The sequence below is a fragment of the Shewanella sp. 10N.286.52.B9 genome (genome assembly GCF_002873635.1).
Lineage (GTDB): Bacteria > Pseudomonadota > Gammaproteobacteria > Enterobacterales > Shewanellaceae > Shewanella.
On sequence record NZ_MCTY01000158.1, the window covers coordinates 1 to 25,953 of the forward strand.

The window sequence follows — 25,953 nt, forward strand, 5'->3', positions numbered from 1 at the left end:
GCAATATATTAAGTAATACATACAATTTAAACTTAACCGAGTCTACTTCAGCAAATTGTCGCTATTTTTTTGCAATTATTTTGACTGTTAGGCATAGTTATTTGGCTAATATTAATCACTTGCACCCACCAACATACTTATTCAACCTTATTGCTTAGATATTCAAAACAGTAAACAGGACTATTATGACATTGATAAAAATTAACGCGGTTATTTTTGATATGGATGGGGTCATTATTGATACCGAGCCCGCTTGGCAACGAGTCGAGGTGGCAGTATTAAGTCAATTGGGTGTGCCTATCACTCTTGCTGATGCCGAAAAAACCACCGGCATGAGAATTGATCTTCTGGTCCACTATTGGTATCAAAAATACCCTTGGCCTGAGTATGATAATCAAGCGGTTTCCCAACAAATTATTGATGGGGTTATTCACTTTATTGAAACTGAAGGCAAGCCGATGCAGGGGGTAGTGGCAGCATTACAAGCTTGTCAGCAGCAAGGGCTAAAAATTGGCTTAGCTACCTCATCGTCCAGTGACTTAATTGCTGCAGTAATGAATAAACTGGCTATTAGGGATTATTTTGAGGCCATAGCCTCTGCCGAAAAGCTGCAATATGGCAAACCCCACCCTGAGGTTTATGTAAATTGTGCCACGGCCTTAGGCGTTGAGCCTGCAACGTGCTTAGCTATTGAAGACTCATTTAATGGCCTGATCGCAGCAAGAGCGGCAAGCATGCAAACGGTGGCAATCCCTGCGACTGAATTCGCCGGTCAGTCTCGCTGGCAAGTGGCTCACCACCAGCTAGCACATTTAGGTCAGCTTAAATCATTGATTGAAAATATCTAGTAGTAGTGTCTTGCTAACATCTGCCATAAAAAAAGCTGCCTTATCTAAAGATACGGCAGCTTTTTATATTCAAACTGAACAATTAAAAGTTTTTACCTAAAAATAAGTAAAACGATTGCTCGCCAGTATCTGTCAAACCAAAGCCAAGTGCGGCAGGACCCCAGCTGGTATCAGTGCCTAAATATAAGCTACCTGCATAGATAAGGTCATCAAAGTCCACTGCATCACGATTAGTCCACACATTACCCGCTTCAAAGCTAGTACCTATGTATAACGGCACATCACTGAGTAACACATCTCGGCCTAAATCATATTGATAAATCAAGGCGCCAAAGGCTTTATGGGCACCTGCCAATGCGCCTTTATGAAAACCTGACAGATTTAAAAAGCCACCGAGCTCTGCAACATGTAAAGTAAAATCACGGTCCACATCAACGGTGGCTAAAGCGACTTTACCTACAATGGCATGGTTACCTAGCTTAAGCGCCCCTTTCCAATCCGCTTCAAACTGCCAAGATAGTTCATCAGAGTCATTAATAACCGCGCCTTTATAATCTTCATTTCTTACCGAGGCCGTAAACGTTAACCGCTGCCCTTCTGTAGGGAAACTAATGCTATTTAAGGTGTCAAAACTAAAGGAAAAATAGCCGCCATAAGAGCCATATTCAAGATCTTGGGCAGAAACGGCTTTATTACTTAAATCACCTATTTCACCCACTGCGCCAATCTCAATTAATCCAGCGTGGGAATAGTTATAACCCACTCCAAATGCCAATTGATTTAGGGTGTTTTTAAGCTCAAAGACTCGGTTGTTATCATCATAATAATCCCAGTTTTTGATCTCAAATTCGTATTTAGAACGAATGTAGAAGTCTTGGTCTCTGTCTAATGGCTGATAAAATTCTGAGCTAACTCGCTTGTCGTAACCTAACTGAACTTCGTTACGCCACTCACCGCCATTATCAGTCAGCTCACCCATGGTATAAGCCAGACTAAGGGTAATGGCTGAATCTAAGGTAAAGTCATCTTCCCAGTTAAAACCGGCGTCAAAATAATTTGGTCCCCAGGATTTGGCATGGGTGGTCACTGTTAATATGCGTCCAGCTTCTGTGTCTTCAAACTCGGCATCAACACGCTGAAACTTATTAAGGGAATAAAGCCGTTTTATGCCCTCGTCTAAGGCTTCTTTGGTGATCACTGTGCCTTTTTTAAGAGCTAACTCTTCATCTAACAGGCTTTCACTCACTCTAGATTGATTATCAAATACAATCTTAATCACTGGGCGGTTAACTTGATTAACTAGTAGTAATTTGGCGCGTTGTTTATTGTCTTGATAGGCCTGATATTCTTCAGCGCTGACACTTAAATGTGTCAACATTGGCAGCGCTGCTTCGCCCGCCACTGTGCCGGCAGCTAATGCGTCAGGCATGATATCAAAGTCAGTGGTGCTCATGTCATCAATCGCAGGACGGATCAGCACATCATCATCGGTTAATAATGTTTTTTGATGCTCTGTGGTGGCTTTGGTCAAAATGGTTGAAAGCTGCTCCAACACCGCAATCGTGCCATTAAGTTGCTCTTTGCTGGCCAATGGTGAGCCAATATCAATGGCAATGACCACATCTGCGCCCATGGCTTTAATGACATCGACAGGCATGTTATTTGAGATGCCACCATCAACCAGTAGCTTGCCGTCTATTTCAGCCGGTTGTAATGCCCCGGGTACCGTTGCAGAGGCTTGCATGGCTTTAACGATACTGCCTTGAGCTAATACCACTGCATGACTAGTAACTAGATCAGTTGCCACAGCGCGATAAGGAATAGCTAGATCATCAAAATCGCCAAATTGCTCTACCACATCAGTTGATGAACGTAATAGTTGCGACATGGTTTGGCCAAGTAATAAGCCACTGGGGACGGCTAAGCCGCCATCTTTATAACCTACGTTAATGGGGATATTAAATTTGTCGCGGTGTTGTTTATCGCGGTAAGTAAGTACTTCTCGAGGAATGGTATCTGAGTAGCCATCAGCCCAAGGGGAGTTAAGCATAATGTGTTCGATTTCTGCGGCGCTATAACCTAAGGCATACATGCCGCCGACGTAGGAGCCGATACTGGTACCAGTAATATAATCAACCGGAATGCGATGCTGCTCTAACACCTTAAGCACCCCAATATGCGCCGCGCCTTTTGCGCCGCCACCACTTAATACTAATCCCACTGACTGGCGTTCTTTAGCCATTAAGTTGTGTGAAAATAAACTGAGTAGTAACAGCAGTGCAATCTTACGGCCCATATAAAGCATCCTATCTTTAATCATGATCTACCGCGTCATTCTAACAGAGAAAACTCACATGAATAAAACCTTTATAACTTACTGTTAACCATGCGAACTTCGCTTTTTACAGCTTTTTCCCAATCCCGATAAACTTATCCAGCTCAGCCTTTGGCATAGGTTTGGCAAAGAAATACCCTTGGATGATATAACAACCTCGGCTAAAAACTTGCTCCATTTGTGCGTGAGACTCTATCCCTTCTGCGACCACCTGTAATTTTAGGTTTCTTGCCAGTTCAATAATACTGCTCACAATGGCTTGATCAGCTTCATTAGTAGCAATATCAATTAAGAAGGAGCGATCGATTTTTAAGGTATTCACCTCAAAGCTTCTTAAATACGCCAGTGATGAATAACCGGTGCCAAAATCATCGATGGCCACCTCAATACCAAGCTGCTTAAGCTGGGTTAAATGCGATCTTGCCACCTGCAGCTCTTTCATCAACACCCCTTCGGTAATTTCCATAGCAAGGCACTTTGCCGGCATACCAGTATCGGCTAAGGTCGCTTTTAAATTCTCAATAAAATCAACTTGTCTAAACTGCACTGCAGACACATTGACTGACAGCTGAAAAGGCTGGTCGTAAAGGGCATGCCATCTTGCACCATCGATACAGGCTTGGCGCAGCACCCAGCGATCTATATCAATAATTAATCCACAAGATTCAGCCACCTTGATAAAGATATCTGGCCGAATAAAGCCCTCGATAGGGTGACGCCAGCGGAGCAGCGCTTCCATCCCTACAAATTTATCACCTTGGAGTATGTCTACCTGAGGTTGGTAATAAAGCTCAAAGTCGTTATTTTCGATGCCGCTACGTAAGTCAGCTTCAATTTTCAAATGATATTGCGCTTCAGCATTGCGCTCAGCAGAGTAATATTGAAAGTTACCTCGGCCTTCTTCTTTGGCGTGATACATGGCTAAATCAGCATTTTTAATTAAGGTTTCAGAATCTTGGCTATCTTCAGGCCACATGCTGATACCAATACTGGTTGAAACAAAAAACTCACGGCCAAATAATTTAAACGGCGTAGCAAACCTTTGTAAAATTTGCTCAGCAATCAAATTTATCTGATCAATAGAATCAGCATTTCGAACCAATATGACAAACTCATCACCACCAAAACGGCAAACCAGATGATCATCACCAACACTATTTTTTAAGCGTTTAGCCGCTTCAACGAGTAAAGCATCCCCCATGCTATGACCATAAGAGTCATTGACGTGCTTAAAGCGATCTAAATCCAAAAACAATAATGCTAACTTTTCATTAGTGTGGCTAGCTTGCTCAATAATCTGTTGTAACTGACGAGTAAACATCGCTCGATTAGCAAGGCCTGTAAGCACGTCATTATTGGCTAAGTGCCGTAAATTAGACTCGTATTGTTTTCGCTGGGTAATATCTGAAAACACCACCACATAGTGCTGTGAGATATCGCGCTTATCAGACATTTTAGAGATATTAGCCCAAACAGGAAAATGTTCATTATTCCCCCGTTTAAAGCTTAACTCGCCATTCCATGAGCGGCTATTTTGCAATAAATCATCGATATTTTTGGAGCCATGATCCACATACAATAATGACTCAAACCCCCTTCCATCAAGTGCTTCATGCTTGCTGGTAAAGATAGTTGCAGCTGCGGTATTTAGTAATTTCACCCGCTTGCGACTATCAAGAATTAACATGCCTTCTGAGGTGTTTTCAAATGCCTTGGCAAACAAATCAATTTCATTTTGAAGCTCACGTTGCTCAGACACCTCAGTATAAATACCGGCAACTTGCTCTAATTGCCCTGTAGTCTGATTGCGGGTAACTGCGCGGCCTCTGATGCGCAGCCAACCAATAGCCTCTTCACCACGGTGATACCTAAATTCTACATCAATGGTTTCTTTATCGCCCTTTAACAAAGCTCGCCATTGCTGCTGGAGGTTATCTTTATCGGCGGCAACAATCGGTATATCAGGCACGAGATAAGATAACTTTCTTCTCTCACCCAACAGACCCGATTTATTATCAAATTGGATTTGGTTAGTGCTAGCTTGCCACTCCCATAAATCTGAATCGCTACCGCGCAGTGATTGACGTAATTTGTCTTCACTTTCCCTTAATGCCTGATTAATACCAATAACACGGTTTATTTGTTTTTTACGAAGCCATAAAGAGGTAAATACCCCAAAAAGAATGGCAAAAAGCACTAAGGCTTTAAACCACTGTGACGCCCACCAAAATTGTTCAACCTTAAAACTAAATTGAAACGGACTGCTTGCCCACACCCCATGCTGTTTATGCAATAGCTCTAGGGTATATTCACCCGCTTTTAAGTCAGCAATATTAATCTGAGTTTGGCCTTGCAGATAAATATACTGGCTATCTAAGCTATTATGCTCATGAAGCAAACGGTACTTTAAGCTGATTGGCGTTTCATTCACGTAGTCGAAAGTGGTTATTTGAAAACTGATTAAGTTAGCCCCAGGGCGCACTAAGTTAAAGGATTCAGGTATCAAGTGATACTCTGTATTGTCCTCATAGTAAATCGCAATGGACTCAAGGGCGATATCATCATTACTTACTCGAGGTGCAAGCTTATCAATATCAACTAACATCGCCCCATTAGGGCCGCCAATATATAAGCCTGCATTAGGGTCATAATAAGCTGCTGACTCATTAAACTCATTACCAATAAATCCATCGCTAGTAAAAAATACATCAATGGCTTTTGTCTGTTTATTTTGTCTAATGACCGAAGAGCTGCAGCCAACCAAATGATCTTTTTCAGTTTGCTCGATAAAGTAAATCGTCGGGCAATCAACATGCCAATAGTCACTCATGGATGAAATCTCATGGGTTTGGGTGTCAAAAACAATGACCCCATTTTGGCGAGTCCCTAACCACAGGGTTGTATTATCAACTTGGTGGATATTAGTAATCATAATATCCTTGTGGTTAATGCCTAACGCTGCGTTTAATGAAGTGACATTATTATTGCTATCTATATAGCCAAATAGACCTGCGCCACCGATCCACAGACGATCATGATTTTCACGGAAAAAACTTCGAATGTTCACTGAGTGGGATAGAAGAATATGCTCTGTCGGTGACACAGTGACGATATTGTCTAACCCTGGCTGCCAATAATAAACATCATTATCTGCTCCCCACCAAACCCTGCCGCTAAACAGTGGGTCTGCATAGGAGTTAAATAACAATTTACCTTTTAGCGAGTCACTTGATGCAGCAAAATGGCTAAAATCAACTTGCTGATCAGTTTGTTTATTAATGACAAACAGTCCACTGGTTGTTGTTACCACAATATGCTGATTATCAAGCTCATTAACGCCGTAAATTGAATCTCTCGCTTCAAAGCCTGCAGGGATAAGATATTTTGAAGTCTTGGTTGATTTATCAACAATGGTCAAGCCACCATCACCGCCGAGCCAAACTTTATCTTGCTCGGCATAAATACTCCAAATCATGTCATCTTCAATTTGATAAGTTGATGAATGAGTGTAACTTTCCAATAAAAATTCAGGAGCTATTGCCAGTAACGCTAAACCTTCGCCTGCGCCGCCAAGCCAAATTAAACCATCGTCATCAACAGCCATATCGTCGATATAATCAACGTCAGCATCATTTTTTAATTCCTCTTTATATGAAATTGCCTTCGATGATTGCTTATCCCATGAAAATAGCCCACTTCTGGTATTAAGCCACAAATGACCACGACTACCTTCAACCGCGCCACGAATATCAAAAGGAAGCGCAGTGGTAGCAGTCATCCGATAGCTTTGAAGGGTTAGCTCATATAAGCCTTTGTTACTTAAGATCCAAATACGCTGTTCAGCATCTACAAATAGCTTTTTAATCAACATATTATCTATAGGTCGCTTAACTTGTTTTATCAATTCGCCCCAGGCATTTTTTATCACAACTTCATAGGCGGATGAGTAAATATAGCGGCCATCACTTAGCTGATTAACACTATTCCATTGCAATGTCTTATCCAATTCTTGGGCTGTTAGCGCTGAGATTGACAATGAATTCACATCAAACTCAAGCACCTGACCTAAACGGGTAAGCAGAATTAAGTTACCATTATCTAGACGTGTTTCGTCAACAATAGAATCATCACTAGTTATGAGGCCGGCAATAATGTCATCTGAAAAACGATTGAGTTTAATATCGTAGAGGTAAAGCGATGTGCCAGAAGCGACTAGAAGGCGCTGAGAAGTCACCTTAGCGATAAGATGAATGTTTTCTGCAGCTAATGCATTATCACTATCAGGTTGATCAATGCGGCGGGTAACAGTATCGCTAACACGAAATACTCCCTGCTCAGTTGCCAGCCAAACATAGCCATAATCATCAAATGCAATGTCATTGATAGTGTAATTAACCAGGCCATCTTTGATATTAAATAAACGTTGGACAAGATCGTCAGCCACGCTTGGAAAGCTGCAACTAAGGGTAAGAACGACCAAGGTGAGAAACGATTTAATTCCTTTTATCATTATGACTGGGTTACTCTTTTATTGATTTTATTATGCTAAGCGCTTCTATGTGAACCTATATGGCTTTATGCCTGCAACAACAAAAACAATTAAATTTAATACAATATTTGAATATATCACCTAAAAGTAAATTTAGAGCAAAAAAAAGCACCTCGAAAGGTGCTTTGATACAAATTGCTACAAATAGCTACATGTTACTTTTTCTTTTTTGCCTTCGGGTTTGGCAAATCAGTAATTGAACCTTCATAAACTTCAGCCGCAAGACCTACAGATTCATGTAACGTTGGGTGAGCATGGATGGTTAAGGCTAAATCTTCAGCATCACAACCCATTTCAATTGCTAGGCCGATTTCGCCAAGTAATTCACCGCCATTAACACCAACGATAGCACCACCGATAACGCGATGAGTTTCTTTATCGAAGATGAGCTTGGTCATACCGTCACTTGCATCAGAAGCAATTGCGCGGCCACTTGCAGCCCATGGGAATGATGCAGTTTCATAGGCTACGCCCTGCTCTTTGGCTTCTTTCTCAGTAAGACCAACCCACGCGACTTCAGGGTCTGTGTATGCAATTGAAGGAATAACTTTAGGGTCAAAGAAGTGCTTAAGACCAGAAATAACTTCAGCAGCAACATGACCTTCATGCACACCTTTGTGCGCAAGCATTGGTTGGCCAACGATATCACCGATAGCGAAGATATTAGGTACGTTAGTACGCATTTGCTTATCAACATTGATAAAGCCACGCTCATCTACATTTACGCCAGCTTTTTCAGCGTCTAGGCCTTTTCCGTTTGGTGTACGACCAATAGCAACTAATACTGCGTCGTAACGAACTGGCTCAGATGGGGCTTTCTTACCTTCCATAGAAACATAAATGCCGTCTTCTTTCGCTTCAACTGCAGTTACTTTGGTTTCTAAGATTAAGTTAAACTTCTTCTTAATCTTTTTAGTATAAATTCGAACGATATCTTTATCAGCAGCAGGAATAACTTGGTCGAACATTTCAACTACGTCAATTTGGCTACCTAAAGACGAGTAAACCGTACCCATTTCTAGGCCGATAATACCGCCGCCCATCACTAATAACTTTTCAGGAACTTCTTTCAGTTCTAAAGCATCAGTTGAATCCCAAATACGTGGGTCTTCATGTGGGATAAATGGCAGTTTAATTGGACGAGAACCCGCTGCAATAATGGCATTGTCAAAGTTAACCACTGTTACAGTGCCATCTTCAGCTGTCACTTCCATTGTATTTGGGCTAGTGAATTTACCTAAACCATTTACCACATCAACTTTACGCATTTTAGACATTCCGCCTAAACCGCCAGTCAGTTGACCTACTACTTTTTCTTTAAAGCCGCGTAACTTGTCTAAATCAATTTTAGGCTCACCAAAAACAACACCGTGATCGGCAACGGCTTTAGCTTCTTCAATGACTTTAGAGACGTGTAAAAGTGCTTTTGATGGGATACAACCCACGTTCAAACATACACCACCAAGGGTGCTAAAACGTTCTACAATCACAGTCTCTAGACCTAAATCTGCAGCGCGGAAAGCTGCTGAATAACCTGCTGGGCCGGCACCTAGTACTACTACCTGAGTTTTGATTTCGTTACTCATGTTTTCCTCTATTTTATCTATCGTTGGCGGAAAAACCGTCCAAACTGCAAAATGTGGTCAAATCTTGTAAGGTGGCCGCATTTTACCCTTTGTTTGATACTGATCACAATCCTAGTGATAAGAATAAAAAGGCCGCTCAATATGAGCAGCCTTTTTGTTTACAAAATTAGCGTACGAATATCGCTAAGAATGCTTGATAATGTCACGCTAAATCTGGCAGCCATTGCCCCATCAATCACACGGTGGTCGTATGATAACGATAGTGGCAACATCAACTTAGGTTCAAAATCAGTGCCATTCCACTTCGGCTTCATTTCTGATTTTGATACCCCAAGAATAGCCACATCAGGATAGTTAACGATTGGGGTAAATGCTGTACCACCAATGCCACCTAAACTAGAGATAGTAAAACAGCTACCTTGCATGTCTGCTGACTTCAGCTTGCCATCACGGGCACGAATTGAAATATCCGTTAACTCACGAGAAAGCTCTACAATGCCTTTCTTATCGACATCACGAACCACTGGCACCATTAATCCGTTTGGCGTATCAACCGCTACACCAATATGGAAATATTTCTTCTGGATTAACGACTCGCCATCAGGGCTTAAACTTGAGTTAAATACAGGGAATTCAGCCAGTGTTTTCGCCACGGCTTTCATCATAAATACTAACGGAGTAATTTTGTAATCCGCTTTCTTCTTAGCTGCAAGTGTATTTTGTTGTTTACGGAATGCTTCTAATTCAGTGATATCAGCTTCATCAAATTGGGTCACATGTGGAATTGTCACCCAGTTACGATGCAAGTTAGGTCCAGAAATTTTCTGGATACGGCTTAATGGCACTTCTTCCACTTCACCAAACTTACTGAAATCAACTTTAGGCGCTGCAATCACATTCAAACCACCCGCGCCACCAGCAACCGCTGTGGCAGCACTCGCTTTAGGTCGGCTAAGTTCATATTTAATGAAGGCTTGAACGTCTTCTTTCAGAATACGTCCTTTACGGCCAGAGCCTTTCACTTGGGTTAAATCAGCGCCAAATTCGCGCGCTAAGCGGCGAACTGCAGGTGATGCATGTACAGCACCGGTTTTAGGTTGGCTACCAGCACTTGGATGATGCGGCACAGGCGGCTTACTTGCTGGCGCAGCGGTAACTGGTGCTGGTGTTGCTGCAGTAACTGCAGGAGCACTAGCTGCCGGAGCGGCTTGCAATGGAGCCGCTGGTACGGTTGATTGCGTCTCAACCGTAGCAATAATGCTACCTTGAGATACTTTATCGCCAACATTAACCGTTAAACCAACCAGTTTTCCGGCAAATGGCGCTGGTACTTCCATGGTGGCTTTATCGGTTTCTAAGGTAATTAAACCTGTATCCACGTCAAGCATATCGCCAACAGCAACTAACACTTCAATCACATCTACATCAGAGGCATCACCAATATCTGGTACTGCAACTTCTTTAACTTCAACAACCGATGTTGCAGGAGCAGAGCTTGCTGCAGGCGCTGATACTGCTTCAGCAACAGGCGCACTAGCACTAGTCCCTACTTCAAGCATCAGCACTAAAGAGCCTTGTGAAACCTTGTCGCCAACGTTCACTTTAAGTTCTTTCACCACACCTGCGGTTGGCGCAGGCACTTCCATGGTTGCTTTATCAGTTTCTAAGGTAATAAGCCCTGTGTCAGCTTCAATGGTTTCACCCACACTCACTAACACTTCGATAATATCAACATTATCAGCATCACCAATATCAGGCACATGCACTTCAATAACTTCAGTGCCACCCGCAACGGTTGCTGGCGCTTCTGCTACTGGAGCCGCGGTTTGAGCAGCAGCGGCTTGAACAGGCGCCGCTACCGGTGCAGCCACTTCAGCTTCAGGCGCTGGCGCATCGCCAGCCGCTTCTACAGAAAGTACCGCAATTAGCGAGCCTTCAGAAACGCTATCGCCCACAGCCACTTTCAGCTCAACTAATTTCCCAGCAAAGGGTGCTGGAATATCCATAGTCGCTTTATCCGTTTCAACTGTGATGATTGATGCTTCTTTTTCAAGCACTTCACCAATCTCAGCACAGATCTCAATAACCTGCACAGCATCAGTATCAAGGTTAGGAACCAAAACTTCTTTTAATTCAGCCATTTTGTTTCTCCCTATGCGAACTGTGGATTGATCTTATCAACGTCGATACCGTATTCAGTGATAGCTTTCGTTAGCACTTCTACAGGTAACTCTTTACGGTCAACAAGGGCTTTTAATGACGCGATGACAATGAACTTAGCGTCAACTTCAAAATGGTGACGTAAGTTTTCACGGCTATCACTGCGGCCAAAGCCGTCAGTACCTAGTACTTTATAATCAGTTGGAATGTAAGCACGTAATTGCTCACCATAAATCTTCATGTAATCCGTTGCTACAATAGCTGGCGCATCACTTGATAACACTTCAGAAATATAAGGCACTTTAGGCGTTTCAGTTGGGTGCAGCATGTTGTAACGCTCTGCAGCCTGACCATCACGGGTTAGCTCATTGAAGCTAGTCACGCTGTAAACGTCAGCAGTAATACCGAAGTCTTTCGATAATGCCACAGCCGCTTTGCGTACTTGCTCTAAAATCGTGCCGCTACCCATTAACTGTACAGAGCCTTTACCTGAACCTTTAAGAGTTTCAAGCTTATAAATACCTTTAACGATACCTTCTTCGCTGCCTTCTGGCATCGCAAGCTGCTCATAGTTTTCGTTCATGGTAGTCAAGTAGTAGAACACGTCTTCTTGCTCGCCATACATGCGGCGAATACCGTCTTGTACAATCACTGCGATTTCATAACCATAAGTCGGGTCATAAGAAATACAGTTAGGAATCGTGTTAGCTAATACATGGCTATGACCATCTTGATGCTGCAAGCCTTCACCGTTTAGGGTTGTGCGACCTGAAGTACCACCGACCATAAAGCCGCGAGCACGCATATCACCAGCAGCCCATGCCATGTCACCAATACGTTGGAAACCAAACATTGAGTAGTAGATGTAGAACGGGATCATTGGGGTATCGTTAACTGAGTAACTGGTTGCCGCAGCAACCCAAGATGACATTGCACCTAACTCGTTAATCCCTTCTTGCAATACTTGACCGGTTTTATCTTCACGGTAGTAAGCAACTTGATCAGAATCTTGTGGCTCGTATTTTTGCCCTTCATGAGCGTAAATACCCACTTGACGGAATAAACCTTCCATACCAAAGGTACGCGCTTCATCAGGAATGATCGGTACGATTTGCTTGCCGATTTTCTTGTCTTTAAGCAATGCCGTTAAAATACGCACAAATGACATAGTGCTTGAGATTTCACGACCATTTGAGCCTTTAAGTACTGAATCAAAGATCTTTAATGGCGGCACTTCAATATCTTTAGAGAACTTTTCAAGACGCTTTGGCATAGCACCATGAAGGGCAGCACGGCGCTCTTTTAAGTATTTAACTTCTTCAGAATCAGCACCAGGATGATAGTAAGGAATATCTTCTAACTGATCATCGCTAATCGGGATATTAAAACGATCACGGAAGTATTTAAGCGATTCAATGCCCATTTTCTTCACGTTGTGGGCAATATTTTTACCTTCGCCCGCATCGCCCATTCCGTAACCTTTAACTGTTTTAGCAAGGATTACTGTAGGACGGCCTTTGGTGTTTTTAGCATGTTGCAGCGCAGCATAAATCTTAACTGGATCATGGCCACCACGGTTTAAACGCCAAATGTCATCATCTGACATGTTAGCCACCATTTCAGCGGTTTCAGGGTATTTGCCAAAGAAATGCTCACGAGTGTACGCGCCACCTTTAGCTTTACAGTTCTGGTACTCACCATCTACGGTTTCTTCCATTAACTGTAATAACTTGCCGCTAGTATCACGGGCAAGTAATGGATCCCAGTAGCGACCCCAAATCACTTTAACTGCTTCCCATCCTGCGCCGCGGAACTCGCCTTCAAGTTCTTGAATAATTTTACCGTTACCACGAACAGGGCCATCAAGACGCTGTAGGTTACAGTTAACAATAAAACATAAATTATCTAATTCTTCACGGGCAGCAAGACCGATAGCACCTAATGTTTCAGGCTCATCACACTCACCATCACCTAAGAAACAGTAAACCGTTTGCTCAGAGCAATCTTTAATACCACGGTCAGTCAAATACTTAAGGAAACGTGCTTGATAAATCGCTTGAATAGGACCTAAGCCCATAGATACTGTCGGGAACTGCCAGTAATCAGGCATTAACTTGGGATGCGGGTATGAAGACAAACCTTTACCATCAACTTCTTGACGGAAATTGTTCATTTGGTCTTCAGTGATGCGGCCTTCAAGGAAAGAGCGAGAATAAATACCCGGTGCAATATGCCCTTGATAATAAACTAAATCGCCGCCGTCTTTTTCATTTGGAGCGCGGAAGAAGTGGTTAAAACACACATCATAAATAGTCGCACTAGAAGCAAAACTTGAAATGTGACCACCTAGCTCTAAATCTTTCTTAGAACCACGTAATACCATTGCAAGTGCATTCCAACGAACGATAGCACGAATGCGGCGTTCCATTTCCTGATTACCAGGCATATGTGGCTCTTGACCAGATGGAATCGTATTCAAATAAGCAGTGGTCGCTTTATATGGTAAATGTGTACCATTGCGGCGCGCTTTATCGATTAATTGTTCAAGTAGATAATGTGCACGTTCAGGGCCTTCTTGCTCTAATACGGCTTGCAGTGAATCTACCCATTCTTGAGTTTCTAATGGATCTAAGTCTTGTAGAATACCTTCAGACATGTCGCTGTCCTTTCTCTAGATACAGATAATTAATGTGTTTCGGTAAATTTATAATGCGTTTGATTATAAATCGGTATCAAACACCACTTTTTAAGCGGCGCAAGCTACGCTGTAACCGACTGTCTTCTTCCCTCACTGACAACATGACTTCCTCGATATAACTTAAATGTTCGTTCGAGGCTTCACGTGCCGCTTCAGGATCACGACGAATAATGGCAGCAAGCAGTGCTCGCCTATGTTCATTCGCCATGGTAGATGCTTCTTCGCGACGGCTTAAAAGCTCTAAATTTTGTGCCACGTTTTTGTGCAGCACAGGGGTTAAACTGAGTACAAGGTGTAACATCGCCACATTGTGTGACGCTTCGGCTACCGCACGGTAAAAACGCACAATGGCATCAGCCTGCGCTTCTACATCAACAGCCGCTTCAACTTCGTTAATTGAACGTTTAATGCTTTGCATATCGGCATCATTACCACGCAGCGCAGCAAAATAAGCCATCATGCCTTCAGTGGCATGACGAAACTCCAGTAAGTCGTACTGACTTTCTGAGTCGTTATGCATTAATTCAACGATAGGATCGGCAAGACTTTGCCAAAGTTGTTCTTTAACGTAGGTTCCGCCACCTTGGCGGCGCATTAGTAAGCCTTTGGCTTCTAACTTTTGAATCGCTTCACGTAATGAAGGGCGTGACACTTCAAATTGCAAAGCAAGCTCGCGCTCAGGCGGTAATTTTTGCCCAGGCTGTAAACTTCCTTCGAGGATCATGCGCTCTAATTGCTCCATGATCACATCTGAAATTTTAGGCTGAGTTATTTTGCTATAAGCCATTTGGGGCTCGGCTCCGTTGTCAATTGGTCTTACCAATTTATATGATATAGCGCACTTTATCAAATCAAACAATTGATGTCTAGTTAGACGAGCGTTGAATGGGTGTTAATTGAAGGTTTCAAACATCGCTACGCACTTTGAGCAAGAGCATAACGAAAAAAAACGTCTAAGAGGTTTGACCATCTCGGTGTTATCGCACTAAAGCATTGATTGCCTTATTATCGCTATAACAAACTCATTTTAAGCTTAGATTGTAGCTATAAAAATCCGTTTTACACAGCACAATTTATAAAAACACTGTTTTAACTTATGATCATTATTTCGGCGGCTCAGGCCGCCCATCACCGCAATTAAAACTTATTAGCTAACCAAACCAAATATAGTCAGCACCGATAATACCGTAACCAGTAAAATAAAGTTTCTTTTGCTCAATGCAAGCAGTGCCAATGTGGGCTGTGCGCAAACAGGGGCATCGCTTTGCTCAGGCATCACTTCAGCGGCTAAAGCGGTATAGGTAACAATATTTTTGGCGCTATTATTAGGGTTAAAAACCTGCTTCCGCCACTGTGAAATACCTGCAGCAAAGTGACCACTTAATACAAACCCAAAGCTAAATACTCGGCTCGGTAACCAATCGAATAAAAATAATAATTGATCAATAAATGGCATATCCAATTGCTGCTGCTGATTGTATTGCTGATAAAAACGCACCGAACAATAAAGCACTGCGCCAACAGGGCCAAAACAAATCAGATATAATGCCACCGCGCCATAATAGCGATAATTAACCCAAGCCACGGTTTTACCAATCTGCTGACCTAAGTCTTTTTCATCAACCGCATCTAAACATTCACTGCAATCGAGCTTTTCTGCATGGTGATAACAGGCTTGAACATCGCCGCGACAAGCCGCCAGCATATATTTTTTAAATGCCGCCCGTAAACTTTGGTGGCTAAAGCACACAATCGAAACCAGCATCCAGATCAATAAGGTGATCACATCGAAAAAAACACCATCTAGTAACAGCAGCACCAAAAACAGTGTCATTGCTGGCAGTAGCACCACAAAGGCAACCCAGCCAGCAGAATCTAATGCTTTATCTTTCCAAAATAATTGCTGGTATTTAGAAAGTAAATCATCAAATTGCCAATGTGCGGGTAACAGCTTTAAGCGCTCAACCATAATTGCAATTAACAATGAAAATAGTGCCATGGGACCTCTGCAAACAATCTAAAAAATATTGGGTTAAAGTAACACTAACATCATGACTTAGCCGATAATGCAGTTAAATATCTTTGCCAATCAAAACTATCACCTGGATCGGTTTTGCGTCCAGGAGCTATATCACAATGTCCGACGATATTTGCTTGATTAAGCATAGGATATTGCGCAAACAACACCAAGGTTAATTGCACTAATTCGCGATATTGCGCATCGGTATAAGGGTCGCTATCTGTGCCTTCCATTTCAATGCCAATGGTAAAATCATTACAACCTTCTCGGCCATTAAAACACGAAACCCCAGCATGCCACGCTCGGTCATCACAGCTAACATACTGCACTAACTCACCATCGCGGCGAATTAAAAAGTGTGCCGACACTTCAAGCCCGGCAATATCAGCAAAACTTGGATCTGCATCCACCGCTAAACAGCCCTGAAATAAACCATCAATGTGCGGCAAGCCATAACAACCTGCAGGCAAACTAATATTATGAATAACTAAGCCGCTAACCTCATTATTAGGGCGCGGGTTAAAATGCGGTGATGGGCATAGCCGTGCACCTTGATGCCAGCCTGATTTCAATTGTGTATCCATAATTAATAATAAAATCTCAAGTAATGAATTAACCATGCCAGCGTGGCTGCAGTTTGCATTTCAACGAACCATCAGTAAGTCACCATTATCAGTGCCCAAAAAGCAAGCAACAAATACCTGCGATAAAAGATAAAAGATAAAAAAGCACCAAGGCTCGTCGCTGTAAAACCTTAAAATAATATTGCCCTAGCAGCCAACACAGTAACAGTTTGACTGCTATATTTTAAATTAACAACTGTGATAAAGTAATAGGCATATTGTTTCTCATTTTTTAAACATTGAGTTGGCCCAAGCAACTCAATTTAGTTGTAATTTCAAGGACATTCACATGATTGAAAATGACATCCGTCATGCCGTTAAAGCTGCACTTGATGAAGACCTAGGCCATACGCCAGCCCAAACCCCGCAAGATATGCTTAATGCCGATATTACCGCGCAACTTATTCCAGCTGATAAACATGCTGAAGCGGTGTTAATCACCCGTGAAGAAGGCGTTTTTTGCGGAAAAGCATGGGCAGAACAAGTATTTAATCAGCTCGGCGGTGATGTAGCCTTGCATTGGCATGTGGATGATGGCGACTTATTGGTTCCCAACCAGGTGTTATGTGAATTATCAGGCCCAGCAAGAGCCATCTTAACCGGTGAACGCACCGCGATGAACTTCATCCAAACCCTATCTGGTGTTGCCAGTCTCACTAAGCTTTATGTTAACAAGTTAGCTGATACCCACACTAAACTGCTCGATACCCGCAAAACCATTCCCGGCCTGCGCACCGCGCAAAAATATGCCGTAGCTTGTGGTGGCGGTAAAAACCATCGTATTGGTTTGTTTGATGCCTTCTTAATTAAAGAAAACCACATTATGGCTTGCGGCAATATCGAACTTGCAATAAAAACAGCCCGACAAGTAGCCGCTGACAAACCAGTTGAAGTGGAAGTAGAATCAATCGCCGAGCTAACCCAAGCGTTAGAAGCAGGTTCTGACATCATCATGCTCGATAATTTTGATGTCACCATGATGGTAGAAGCAGTAGCGCTTAATTCCAGCTATTTAGATCAAGGTAAAGGCGCAAAGCTGGAAGTATCCGGTAATGTCACCATCGACACCATTGCAGACTTTGCCAGAACCGGTGTTGACTACATCTCAGTTGGCGCACTCACTAAGCATGTTAAAGCCTTGGATTTATCCTTACGCTTTAAAAACTAATGTTAAGCTGAGCTTGATAAATCATTAGCCCAGTTAAATAGCAAGATAAGTCAGTAATCGCTAATAACAATCAAAACCAGCTATTTATAGCTGGTTTTTTTGCTCGCACTAAAAGCTTAGCTAAATAAGGCTGACTAAATAGACAGCGCAATGGCAGCCTTACAACAATTGTAGCCTTACTATAAGCCCTGTAGCTTGAATCAATAGCCACAAAGATTAAACTGGTGCCCACCTTTGACCTTTTAACCATTTGTCCTTTAACCTTTGACAACTATCTCCCCCTAAGGGCTTAAATAACCTCCCTTAAAAGCTCAAATAACCTTACCACCAGGGCTTAAATACCTACATAAATCAAGCGCTATAACCTTACATTTTCTATGGTGTCATTTTTTTGACAAACAACAACCAAAGTCAAATTGACTAAATAACCGACTAAAAGTGTCAATAATGTGCTGCAAAATCATTACAAACAGCAGCTTAAAACAACCTTTTTATCTTTTTAGTTAAAAAACTCGCCACAAGCTATTCCATTTCCAGCAACTTTATACTAACGTTTAGCTTGGATGAATGAAGTATCAGATTTAACTTTTAATAATCAGCTTTTCAACATGTTACAAATGTAACATTGAGTGAGCGAAAAATGATTTTTAAAAGAACAATGATAAATCAAACATTTTGTTAACAAACTGACCTTACAGCACTTTGTTGACCCTAGTTACAGATTAGATAGCAATTTGTTAATGACTAGCCTATTCTGCTTTCGAGGTATTTAGTTGGACATATTGGTTTTACTGATCCGTTTTACAAGAACGACTTGATTGTTCTTGATGAAATCATTCATTTAAAACCCTTTGTAGTTTTTAACAGTTATCACAGTCAATTGGGCCAAGCTAGTTAAACCCTAAGTTCTGCCCAGTAGACTGTAATGTAAACAACACTAGTAAATTAATGCCGACAGGTTGTGGTGACTAGGACACCACTCATAACAATTAAGGGCCGTTAACTGTTATGAGATTCAAGGATGACAACAAACCCGACGCAACACTAAAGCATCATAAGAGAGAGATAAAAAATGAAAAGCATTAACCAAATCAAAAACGCTAAGGGTTTTACTCTTATTGAATTAATGATCGTAGTCGCGATTATCGGTATTCTTGCAGCAATCGCATTGCCTGCTTATCAAGATTACACTCGTACAGCAAGATCTAGCGGCTTAGTAAATGCAGCTATGTCATATAAAACTTCTGTTGAAGTGGCAGTTCAAACTGGTGAGATTACTGCTGTAGCTAACTTAGCGCTTGGAACTTCAGGTATCCCAACTGCAATAGAGTTACAAAAAGACGCTAATATAAGCACAGCTGCAGTATTAGTTGGTGTTTTAACAATTACAGGGGAAGCTTCATTAGGTGCAACTTCAAATGTCCTCACATTAACACCAGTAATTGATGCTAATACTCTAGGCGTTACTTGGACTTGGGGCGGTAACTGTGTGACTGCAGAAATTTGTAAAGTTAAATAGTATAAAAATTTTAGATCGTAGATCGGTCAATAAAGCTTCGTTGTCCTGAAGCATTATTGACCGAGTCAATGATTAAGAATAGGCACAAATAATAGATTTTTTTATCGTGCTATTAGCTTAAAGGTGAGTAAATTGAATGTTCAATTAATGATATTTAAATCTATGCTTCTAAAAATATAAACGTTTAAACTCTGCCCAAGTTGGTACATATAAATAGCATTGTTTATGCTGACACCTACACCGACTTCAAGTACACTAATTTGGAATTTGTCAAATTCATCATCATGTATTGCTGCTGGTTTTTGTTAATCCCCAATTATGAGTAAACTTATGTCTTCAACTGCGATTAATCTTGGTCTTTCAACTTTATTCATACGTAAAAACCTCCTAACTGAAGCGCAAATGGCTTCCGTAGTAACTGATTCACGTAAACTAAAGCAACCTCTAGTCACCAGCATAATAAAAGATAAACTATTATCAGCCCGAGAAATTGCCGAGCTGTGCTATGAAGAATATGGCTCACCACTCTTAGATTTAGCCGAGTTTGATTTAGCCAATATTCCCGAAGAGTTACTTAATAAAAAATTAATAGCCAGTCACCGCTGCCTGCCGTTATTTAAACGCGGTAACCGTTTATATATCGCCACCTCAGATCCCACCAATATCGCCGCCCTCGAGGACTTTCAGTTTAGTTTAGGTTTACACGCCGAAGCCATTATCGTTGAAGACGATAAATTACAGAAAGCCTTAGAAAAAATCCTCGAAGATGATATATCTGGCTTAAGCCTAGACGGCATGGATGAACAGGCGCTTGCAGACATCGAAATAACCGATACCGATAAACAGCACCAAGAAAAAGAAACAGAAAGCAGTGATGATGCGCCGATTGTTATTTACATCAATAAAATCCTTACCGATGCCATTCGAAAAGGCGCCTCTGATTTGCATTTCGAACCCTATGAAAAGCGCTATCGCATTCGTTTTCGCATCGACGGTATTTTGCACGAAGTATCTGAACCACCGGTTAATCTTTCTAACAGGCTATCCGCTCGCTTAAAGGTGATGTCAAAGCTTGATATTGCCGAGCGCCGCGTACCCCAAGATGGCCGCATTAAAATGAAACTGTCACGCACCAAATCAATCGATTTTCGTGTCAGCACCCTGCCCACTATTTGGGGCGAAAAAATTGTAATGCGTATTTTGGACTCATCTTCAGCGCAATTAGGCATTGAAAAGCTCGGTTATGACGATGACCAACGTGAGCTTTATGAGCAAATGCTCGCCAAACCTCAGGGAATGATATTAGTAACAGGCCCAACGGGTTCTGGTAAAACCGTATCCCTATATACTGGCCTTAATATCCTCAATACTGAAGAACGTAATATCTCCACCGCTGAAGATCCGGTAGAGATTAACTTAGAGGGCGTTAACCAAGTCCATATTAATTTAAAAGCCGGCTTAACTTTTGCTTCCGCCTTACGATCATTTTTACGTCAAGATCCTGATGTGGTCATGGTGGGTGAAATCCGTGATTTAGAAACCGCCGAAATTGCCATTAAAGCTGCCCAAACTGGTCACTTGGTGTTATCCACCTTGCATACTAACTCAGCTGCCGAAACCTTAACTCGCCTAATAAATATGGGCGTTCCCGGTTACAACATTGCCAGTTCGGTGAACCTGATTATTGCTCAGCGCCTTGCCAGACGCCTATGCCCTGAATGCAAAGCACCTGAAGATGTGCCCGAGGCAGAATTAAAACGCCTAGGCTTTACTGACGAAAATATAAGTTCTAACTTTACGGTTTATAAACCTGTCGGCTGTGAGCATTGCTCTGGCGGTTATAAAGGCCGTGTGGGTATATATGAAGTGATGAAAATGACCGATGAGATTGCCAGAACCATTATGGAAGGCGGTAACTCACTGCAAATAGCCAAACAGGCCAAGGCCAATGGTATGCGTGATTTAAGACTCTCTGGCTTACTTAAAGTCACCCAAGGCATTACTAGCATTGCCGAAGTGAATCGTGTTACCAGTTTTAACTAAAGCAACCAAGCAGTTTTATAAAAAATTGCTTAACAACAGAATTGTCAAATAAAAACAAAAAGGATTTGCTTGATGGCAACTGCAACCCTAAGAAGAAAGCAAAAGAGCAAAAAAGATATCAAGCACCAACCTAAGGTGTTCACTTTTGAATGGAAAGGTGTCAATCGTGATGGTCAACGTACTTCAGGTGAATTACGTGGCAGTAGTATTGCTGAAATTCGCAGTGTTTTAAAAGCCCAAGGCGTCACCCCCAAAGGGGTCAGAAAAAAGTCAGCCTCTTTATTTAAGTCTGAGAAAAAGATCACTGCAATGGATATTGCCATGATCACCCGTCAAATATCGACCATGCTAGCAGCCGGTGTGCCACTAGTAACCACCATTGAGCTGCTCGGTCGTGGCCATGAAAAAGCCAAGGTACGTGAGTTACTCGGCACCATTGTCACTGATGTTCAATCAGGTATTCCTTTATCTGATGCCTTAAGACCTCACAGACAGTATTTTGATGACCTTTATGTGGATTTAGTCGCAGCGGGTGAGCATTCAGGTTCACTGGACGCGGTATTTGACCGGATTGCTACCTACCGTGAAAAGGCTGAGCAATTAAAATCAAAAATTAAGAAAGCCATGTTTTACCCTGCTGCTGTAGTCATAGTTGCTATAGCGGTAACAGCTTTATTACTGTTATTTGTAGTGCCGCAATTTGAAGACATATTTAACGGTTTTGGTGCTGAACTACCTGCATTTACACAATTAATTATTAATATTTCACGTTGGCTACAAGGCTCTTGGTATATATTTGCCATTGCTATTATTGTTGGAATATTTTTGTTTAGACGAACACATCGAAACTCCCAAGCATTTCGCGACCGTGTTGATGAAGCCTTACTAAAAATTCCTGCCATTGGTGATATTTTGCATAAAGCAGCAATGTCACGTTTTGCACGTACATTAGCGACCACCTTTGCTGCCGGTGTTCCACTTATTGATGGTTTAGAGTCTGCTGCAGGAGCATCTGGTAATGCAGTTTATAAAAAAGCCTTGTTAAAAGTACGTCAAGAAGTGATGGCGGGCATGCAAATGAATGTAGCTATGCGCACCACAGGTTTATTCCCTGACATGCTGATTCAAATGGTGATGATCGGTGAAGAGTCTGGCGGCCTAGATGACATGCTCAATAAAGTATCCAACATCTATGAAATGCAAGTTGATGATGCCGTTGATGGTTTATCAAGCCTGATTGAGCCGATTATGATGGTGGTTATTGGTACTGTCGTCGGTGGTTTAATTGTCGGTATGTACTTGCCAATTTTTGAGATGGGTAATGTTGTTGGTTAATACCACCATGTAAAAATGTAAAATTAACATAAGAATAAAATGACCGAATTTATCGATACCTTTACCGCGAGCATGAGCCAATATCCTTGGCTCTTCATGCTTATTAGCTTTATTTTTGCTGCCACTATTGGCAGCTTTTTAAATGTTGTCATTCATCGTTTTCCAGTAATGATGAAGCGTGAATGGCAAACTGAATGTAATTATTACTTATCTGAATATCACCCTGACATAGTAAAAGAGATAGGTGAAAAAAGATTCACTAAGCCCATTGACCACTTCCCTAAAAAATACAATTTAGTGGTGCCAAATTCTGCCTGCCCCAAATGTAACGACAACATTAAGGCTTGGCATAATTTGCCGGTTTTAGGTTGGTTGCTACTTAAAGGCAAGTGCGCCAGTTGTAACACGGCAATTAGCCCCCGCTATCCCATCGTTGAATTTATTACCGGAGCCCTCATTGCCACCTTAGCTTGGCATTTTGGCCCAACATGGCAGTTTTTATTCGCCTCCATATTAACCTTTGTGCTAGTTGCCCTTACTGGTATCGACTTAGATGAAATGCTGCTGCCAGATCAACTCACACTACCTATTTTGTGGTTAGGCTTAATCATTAACCTCAATGGCGTATTTACCAGCCCTACCGATGCAATTATTGGCGCTGCGGCAGGCTATTTAAGTTTGTGGTCAGTTTTTTGGTTATTTAAGCTGGCAACAGGCAAAGAAGGCATGGGATATGGTGACTTCAAATTATTAGCCGTATTTGGCGCTTGGCTTGGCTGGCAGTATTTACCCCTTATCATCTTACTATCATCATTAGTCGGTGCTATTGTGGGTATCACCCTAATCATTTTTAAAAAGTTAGCCAAAGACAAACCAATTCCATTTGGACCTTATATTGCCATTGCTGGCTGGGTAGCGTTAATCTGGGGACAAGACATCATAAACTGGTATCTAAGCACTCTATAACCAGTTATTAACTCCTGTGTGTGAGAAATTTATGAGTAACTTCATTGTTGGCCTAACAGGTGGTATTGGCTCAGGTAAAACCACCGTGGCAAACTTATTTGCAGATTTAGGCATCGAACTCGTTGATGCCGATATCATTGCCCGGCAAGTGGTCGCCAAAGGCTCAGCAGGCTTACAACAAATACAGCAGCATTTTGGCGCCAGTGTATTACTCGACACTGGCGAACTTAATCGCCCTGCGCTGCGTGAAAAGGTATTCAATCAGCCCGAACAGAGATTATGGCTCAATAATCTGTTACATCCCATGATACGCCAGCAAATGCTTCAGGCAGTAGCAGATGCTAAATCAATATATGTAATTATGGTTGTACCCTTGCTATTTGAGAATGGGTTAGATAGGTTAGTCAATACAACTTTAGTGGTGGATATTCCACCACACCAACAAATAGCAAGAACAGCTAAGCGAGATGGTGTTGATTCAACCCAAGTTGAACAAATAATTAATAGTCAGCTAGATAGAGAGCAAAGATTACAAAAAGCTGACGCTATCATTGATAATACCCAGACACCTGAAGCACTTCGTCACACTGTTCAGTTATTACATCAGCAATATTTAGATAAAGCATCTCAAGATAATAATAATGAATGATGACCTGATTTATGAGCAACCATTAAACGAAAAAACTAGAAGCTACTTACGCCTTGAGTATTTAGCTGAACAGCTCGAGCTACACACAAAATCAGATCATCAGCATCATTGTTTTTATCCATTGTTTTCATTATCAGAACTTACAGATCGCTGTGACTATCGTTCTGACATCTTAAAAGATATCGACAAACAACTTATCTTGTTAGAAAAGTGGCATGCTTTACCTCATGTTAATAAAATTCAAATCCAACGTATTATTGATCAGCTGATTCAAGCAAAAGCACCGCTACAAACCAACGAAAGAATAGGTTGCCATTTAAAGCAAGACAGATTTATTACCGCACTAAAACAACGATTTGGTATGCCAGGTGCTTGTTGTAATTTCGACTTACCGCAACTGCATTTCTGGTTATCAAAACCATGGGATGAAAGACAGCAAGATTTAAAAGCATGGATAGCCCATTACCTGCCAATTTTAGAACCCATTAAAATACTCCTCGATTTAACAAGAAGTACTGCAGAATTTAGAAGCGCTGAAGCTGAACAAGGTTTCTTGCAAGGAAACAGTCCACACCCTCTGACACTTGTTCGAGTAAAAATCAAAAGCAAAGAAGGTTGTTACCCCACAATTAGTGGTCACAAAAATCGCTATGCCATTCATTTTGTCAATTTTGACAACCAAAAACATACTGACAAAAAAGTAAAATTCAAACTGGCTACTTGCAACTAAATTCTTTAATATCACCAAGAATTTTACAGCGAGGAATCTTATGTCTATTTCAGTTAAATGCCCAATCTGCCAGACTCAAGTAGAGTGGAGTCAAGAATCTAAATTCAAACCATTTTGCAGTGAACGTTGTAAATTAATCGACCTCGGCGATTGGGCCAGCGAAAAACATGCTATTCCCGTTAAGCCAGAGTTTGACCATGAAATGTTAGATTCTGAAGGTTTTGACGAAGGCGACTTCTTTAAACACTAATCACCTCCTCCACTCAAGCGAGCATTCTAATGAAAAGAGTCAATGTTGCCGTCGGCATAATCATCAATGACCAACAACAAGTTTTATTAGCTAAGAGGCACGCACACCTGCACCAAGGTGATAAGTGGGAATTCCCAGGTGGTAAGGTCGAAGTAAATGAAACGGTCTCACAAGCATTAATTAGAGAGCTAAAAGAAGAAGTAAACCTAACAGTTAATACAACTGAGCCTTTTATGGTCATTTCACATGATTACCCAGATAAGCAAGTGCTTCTTCAGATCCACCTAGTGAAAGACTTTACAGGCACTGCCAGTGGTGTTGAAGGCCAAAAAATTGAATGGGTTAATAAAACCAATCTAACTAGTTTTGATTTCCCTGAAGCCAATATCCCCATCCTTAATAGGTTACTCGCGTAACAGCAACAGTTCCATCGCTATTAGAAAGTATATAAAGCGAGGGTGTAACAGATTCTGT

General features: G+C 41.7%; 18 protein-coding genes. 10 read left to right on the top strand and 8 right to left on the bottom strand.

Features of this window, described 5'->3' with window-relative positions; translation table 11 throughout:
- Positions 1 to 185 precede the first annotated feature (185 nt).
- Positions 186 to 848, top strand: a complete 663-nt coding sequence (gene hxpB, locus BCU91_RS08635) for a hexitol phosphatase HxpB (protein ID WP_102440026.1) — start codon at positions 186 to 188, stop codon at positions 846 to 848.
- Between the two features lie 82 nt (positions 849 to 930).
- On the opposite strand, the gene BCU91_RS08640 is transcribed toward hxpB, so the two are convergent.
- From BCU91_RS08640 to ampD, 8 genes are all read right to left on the bottom strand, one after another.
- Positions 931 to 3,144 carry a patatin-like phospholipase family protein gene (locus tag BCU91_RS08640; protein ID WP_102440027.1) on the bottom strand — a complete coding sequence of 738 codons (2,214 nt, stop codon included), beginning with the start codon at positions 3,142 to 3,144 and terminating at the stop codon, positions 931 to 933.
- A gap of 106 nt (positions 3,145 to 3,250) precedes the next feature.
- A complete protein-coding gene (locus BCU91_RS08645; RefSeq protein ID WP_102531294.1) occupies positions 3,251 to 7,693 on the bottom strand; it encodes an EAL domain-containing protein in 4,443 nt (1,480 codons plus the stop codon).
- Between the two features lie 194 nt (positions 7,694 to 7,887).
- Complete coding sequence (gene lpdA / locus BCU91_RS08650) at positions 7,888 to 9,318, bottom strand: dihydrolipoyl dehydrogenase (RefSeq protein ID WP_102440029.1); 1,431 nt, start codon at positions 9,316 to 9,318, stop codon at positions 7,888 to 7,890.
- 158 nt (positions 9,319 to 9,476) lie between these two features.
- A complete protein-coding gene (aceF, locus tag BCU91_RS08655; RefSeq protein ID WP_102531295.1) occupies positions 9,477 to 11,459 on the bottom strand; it encodes a dihydrolipoyllysine-residue acetyltransferase in 1,983 nt (660 codons plus the stop codon).
- A gap of 11 nt (positions 11,460 to 11,470) precedes the next feature.
- Positions 11,471 to 14,134: a pyruvate dehydrogenase (acetyl-transferring), homodimeric type gene (gene aceE, locus BCU91_RS08660; protein ID WP_102440031.1), complete on the bottom strand. Its 2,664-nt coding sequence runs from the start codon at positions 14,132 to 14,134 to the stop codon at positions 11,471 to 11,473.
- 76 nt (positions 14,135 to 14,210) lie between these two features.
- Positions 14,211 to 14,963: a pyruvate dehydrogenase complex transcriptional repressor PdhR gene (gene pdhR, locus BCU91_RS08665; protein WP_076538482.1), complete on the bottom strand. Its 753-nt coding sequence runs from the start codon at positions 14,961 to 14,963 to the stop codon at positions 14,211 to 14,213.
- Positions 14,964 to 15,323: 360 nt separating this feature from the next.
- Complete coding sequence (ampE, locus tag BCU91_RS08670; RefSeq protein WP_102440032.1) at positions 15,324 to 16,175, bottom strand: beta-lactamase regulator AmpE; 852 nt, start codon at positions 16,173 to 16,175, stop codon at positions 15,324 to 15,326.
- Between the two features lie 50 nt (positions 16,176 to 16,225).
- Positions 16,226 to 16,780 carry a 1,6-anhydro-N-acetylmuramyl-L-alanine amidase AmpD gene (ampD, locus tag BCU91_RS08675; RefSeq protein ID WP_102531304.1) on the bottom strand — a complete coding sequence of 185 codons (555 nt, stop codon included), beginning with the start codon at positions 16,778 to 16,780 and terminating at the stop codon, positions 16,226 to 16,228.
- 328 nt (positions 16,781 to 17,108) lie between these two features.
- On the opposite strand from ampD, the gene nadC reads away from it, so the two are divergent.
- The 9 genes from nadC (at position 17,109) to mutT (ending at position 25,895) form a co-directional block, all read left to right on the top strand.
- Positions 17,109 to 17,987: a carboxylating nicotinate-nucleotide diphosphorylase gene (nadC, locus tag BCU91_RS08680; RefSeq protein ID WP_102440033.1), complete on the top strand. Its 879-nt coding sequence runs from the start codon at positions 17,109 to 17,111 to the stop codon at positions 17,985 to 17,987.
- 1,090 nt (positions 17,988 to 19,077) lie between these two features.
- The gene (locus BCU91_RS20720; RefSeq protein ID WP_198590454.1) at positions 19,078 to 19,506 is read left to right on the top strand and encodes a prepilin-type N-terminal cleavage/methylation domain-containing protein; all 429 of its coding nucleotides are present in this window, start codon (positions 19,078 to 19,080) and stop codon (positions 19,504 to 19,506) included.
- Positions 19,507 to 19,836: 330 nt separating this feature from the next.
- Positions 19,837 to 21,549, top strand: coding sequence for a type IV-A pilus assembly ATPase PilB (gene pilB, locus BCU91_RS08695; protein WP_102531298.1), 1,713 nt, complete (start codon positions 19,837 to 19,839; stop codon positions 21,547 to 21,549).
- 72 nt (positions 21,550 to 21,621) lie between these two features.
- Positions 21,622 to 22,884 carry a type II secretion system F family protein gene (locus BCU91_RS08700; protein ID WP_102531299.1) on the top strand — a complete coding sequence of 421 codons (1,263 nt, stop codon included), beginning with the start codon at positions 21,622 to 21,624 and terminating at the stop codon, positions 22,882 to 22,884.
- 39 nt (positions 22,885 to 22,923) lie between these two features.
- Entirely contained in the window at positions 22,924 to 23,850 is a 927-nt protein-coding gene (locus tag BCU91_RS08705) for an A24 family peptidase (protein WP_102531300.1), read from the top strand.
- A gap of 31 nt (positions 23,851 to 23,881) precedes the next feature.
- Complete coding sequence (gene coaE, locus BCU91_RS08710; protein WP_102531301.1) at positions 23,882 to 24,499, top strand: dephospho-CoA kinase; 618 nt, start codon at positions 23,882 to 23,884, stop codon at positions 24,497 to 24,499.
- The gene (gene zapD, locus BCU91_RS08715) at positions 24,492 to 25,229 is read left to right on the top strand and encodes a cell division protein ZapD (RefSeq protein WP_102531302.1); all 738 of its coding nucleotides are present in this window, start codon (positions 24,492 to 24,494) and stop codon (positions 25,227 to 25,229) included. The genes coaE and zapD overlap by 8 nt, the downstream gene beginning before the upstream one ends.
- 40 nt (positions 25,230 to 25,269) lie before the next feature.
- Positions 25,270 to 25,479 carry a DNA gyrase inhibitor YacG gene (gene yacG, locus BCU91_RS08720; RefSeq protein WP_102440041.1) on the top strand — a complete coding sequence of 70 codons (210 nt, stop codon included), beginning with the start codon at positions 25,270 to 25,272 and terminating at the stop codon, positions 25,477 to 25,479.
- A 29-nt stretch (positions 25,480 to 25,508) separates the two neighbouring features.
- Positions 25,509 to 25,895 (top strand): 8-oxo-dGTP diphosphatase MutT, encoded by a 387-nt coding sequence (mutT, locus tag BCU91_RS08725; RefSeq protein ID WP_102531303.1) that lies wholly within the window; start codon positions 25,509 to 25,511, stop codon positions 25,893 to 25,895.
- Positions 25,896 to 25,953: the final 58 nt, after the last annotated feature.

What these genes read in the sequence shown, in the direction of transcription:
- hxpB (WP_102440026.1), top strand. Translation starts at nt 186, where the DNA reads ATGACATTGATAAAAATTAACGCGGTTATTTTTGATATGGATGGGGTC.
- BCU91_RS08640 (WP_102440027.1), bottom strand. Translation starts at nt 3,144, where the DNA reads ATGGGCCGTAAGATTGCACTGCTGTTACTACTCAGTTTATTTTCACAC.
- BCU91_RS08645 (WP_102531294.1), bottom strand. Translation starts at nt 7,693, where the DNA reads ATGATAAAAGGAATTAAATCGTTTCTCACCTTGGTCGTTCTTACCCTT.
- lpdA (WP_102440029.1), bottom strand. Translation starts at nt 9,318, where the DNA reads ATGAGTAACGAAATCAAAACTCAGGTAGTAGTACTAGGTGCCGGCCCA.
- aceF (WP_102531295.1), bottom strand. Translation starts at nt 11,459, where the DNA reads ATGGCTGAATTAAAAGAAGTTTTGGTTCCTAACCTTGATACTGATGCT.
- aceE (WP_102440031.1), bottom strand. Translation starts at nt 14,134, where the DNA reads ATGTCTGAAGGTATTCTACAAGACTTAGATCCATTAGAAACTCAAGAA.
- pdhR (WP_076538482.1), bottom strand. Translation starts at nt 14,963, where the DNA reads ATGGCTTATAGCAAAATAACTCAGCCTAAAATTTCAGATGTGATCATG.
- ampE (WP_102440032.1), bottom strand. Translation starts at nt 16,175, where the DNA reads ATGGCACTATTTTCATTGTTAATTGCAATTATGGTTGAGCGCTTAAAG.
- ampD (WP_102531304.1), bottom strand. Translation starts at nt 16,780, where the DNA reads ATGGATACACAATTGAAATCAGGCTGGCATCAAGGTGCACGGCTATGC.
- nadC (WP_102440033.1), top strand. Translation starts at nt 17,109, where the DNA reads ATGATTGAAAATGACATCCGTCATGCCGTTAAAGCTGCACTTGATGAA.
- pilB (WP_102531298.1), top strand. Translation starts at nt 19,837, where the DNA reads ATGTCTTCAACTGCGATTAATCTTGGTCTTTCAACTTTATTCATACGT.
- BCU91_RS08700 (WP_102531299.1), top strand. Translation starts at nt 21,622, where the DNA reads ATGGCAACTGCAACCCTAAGAAGAAAGCAAAAGAGCAAAAAAGATATC.
- BCU91_RS08705 (WP_102531300.1), top strand. Translation starts at nt 22,924, where the DNA reads ATGACCGAATTTATCGATACCTTTACCGCGAGCATGAGCCAATATCCT.
- coaE (WP_102531301.1), top strand. Translation starts at nt 23,882, where the DNA reads ATGAGTAACTTCATTGTTGGCCTAACAGGTGGTATTGGCTCAGGTAAA.
- zapD (WP_102531302.1), top strand. Translation starts at nt 24,492, where the DNA reads ATGAATGATGACCTGATTTATGAGCAACCATTAAACGAAAAAACTAGA.
- yacG (WP_102440041.1), top strand. Translation starts at nt 25,270, where the DNA reads ATGTCTATTTCAGTTAAATGCCCAATCTGCCAGACTCAAGTAGAGTGG.
- mutT (WP_102531303.1), top strand. Translation starts at nt 25,509, where the DNA reads ATGAAAAGAGTCAATGTTGCCGTCGGCATAATCATCAATGACCAACAA.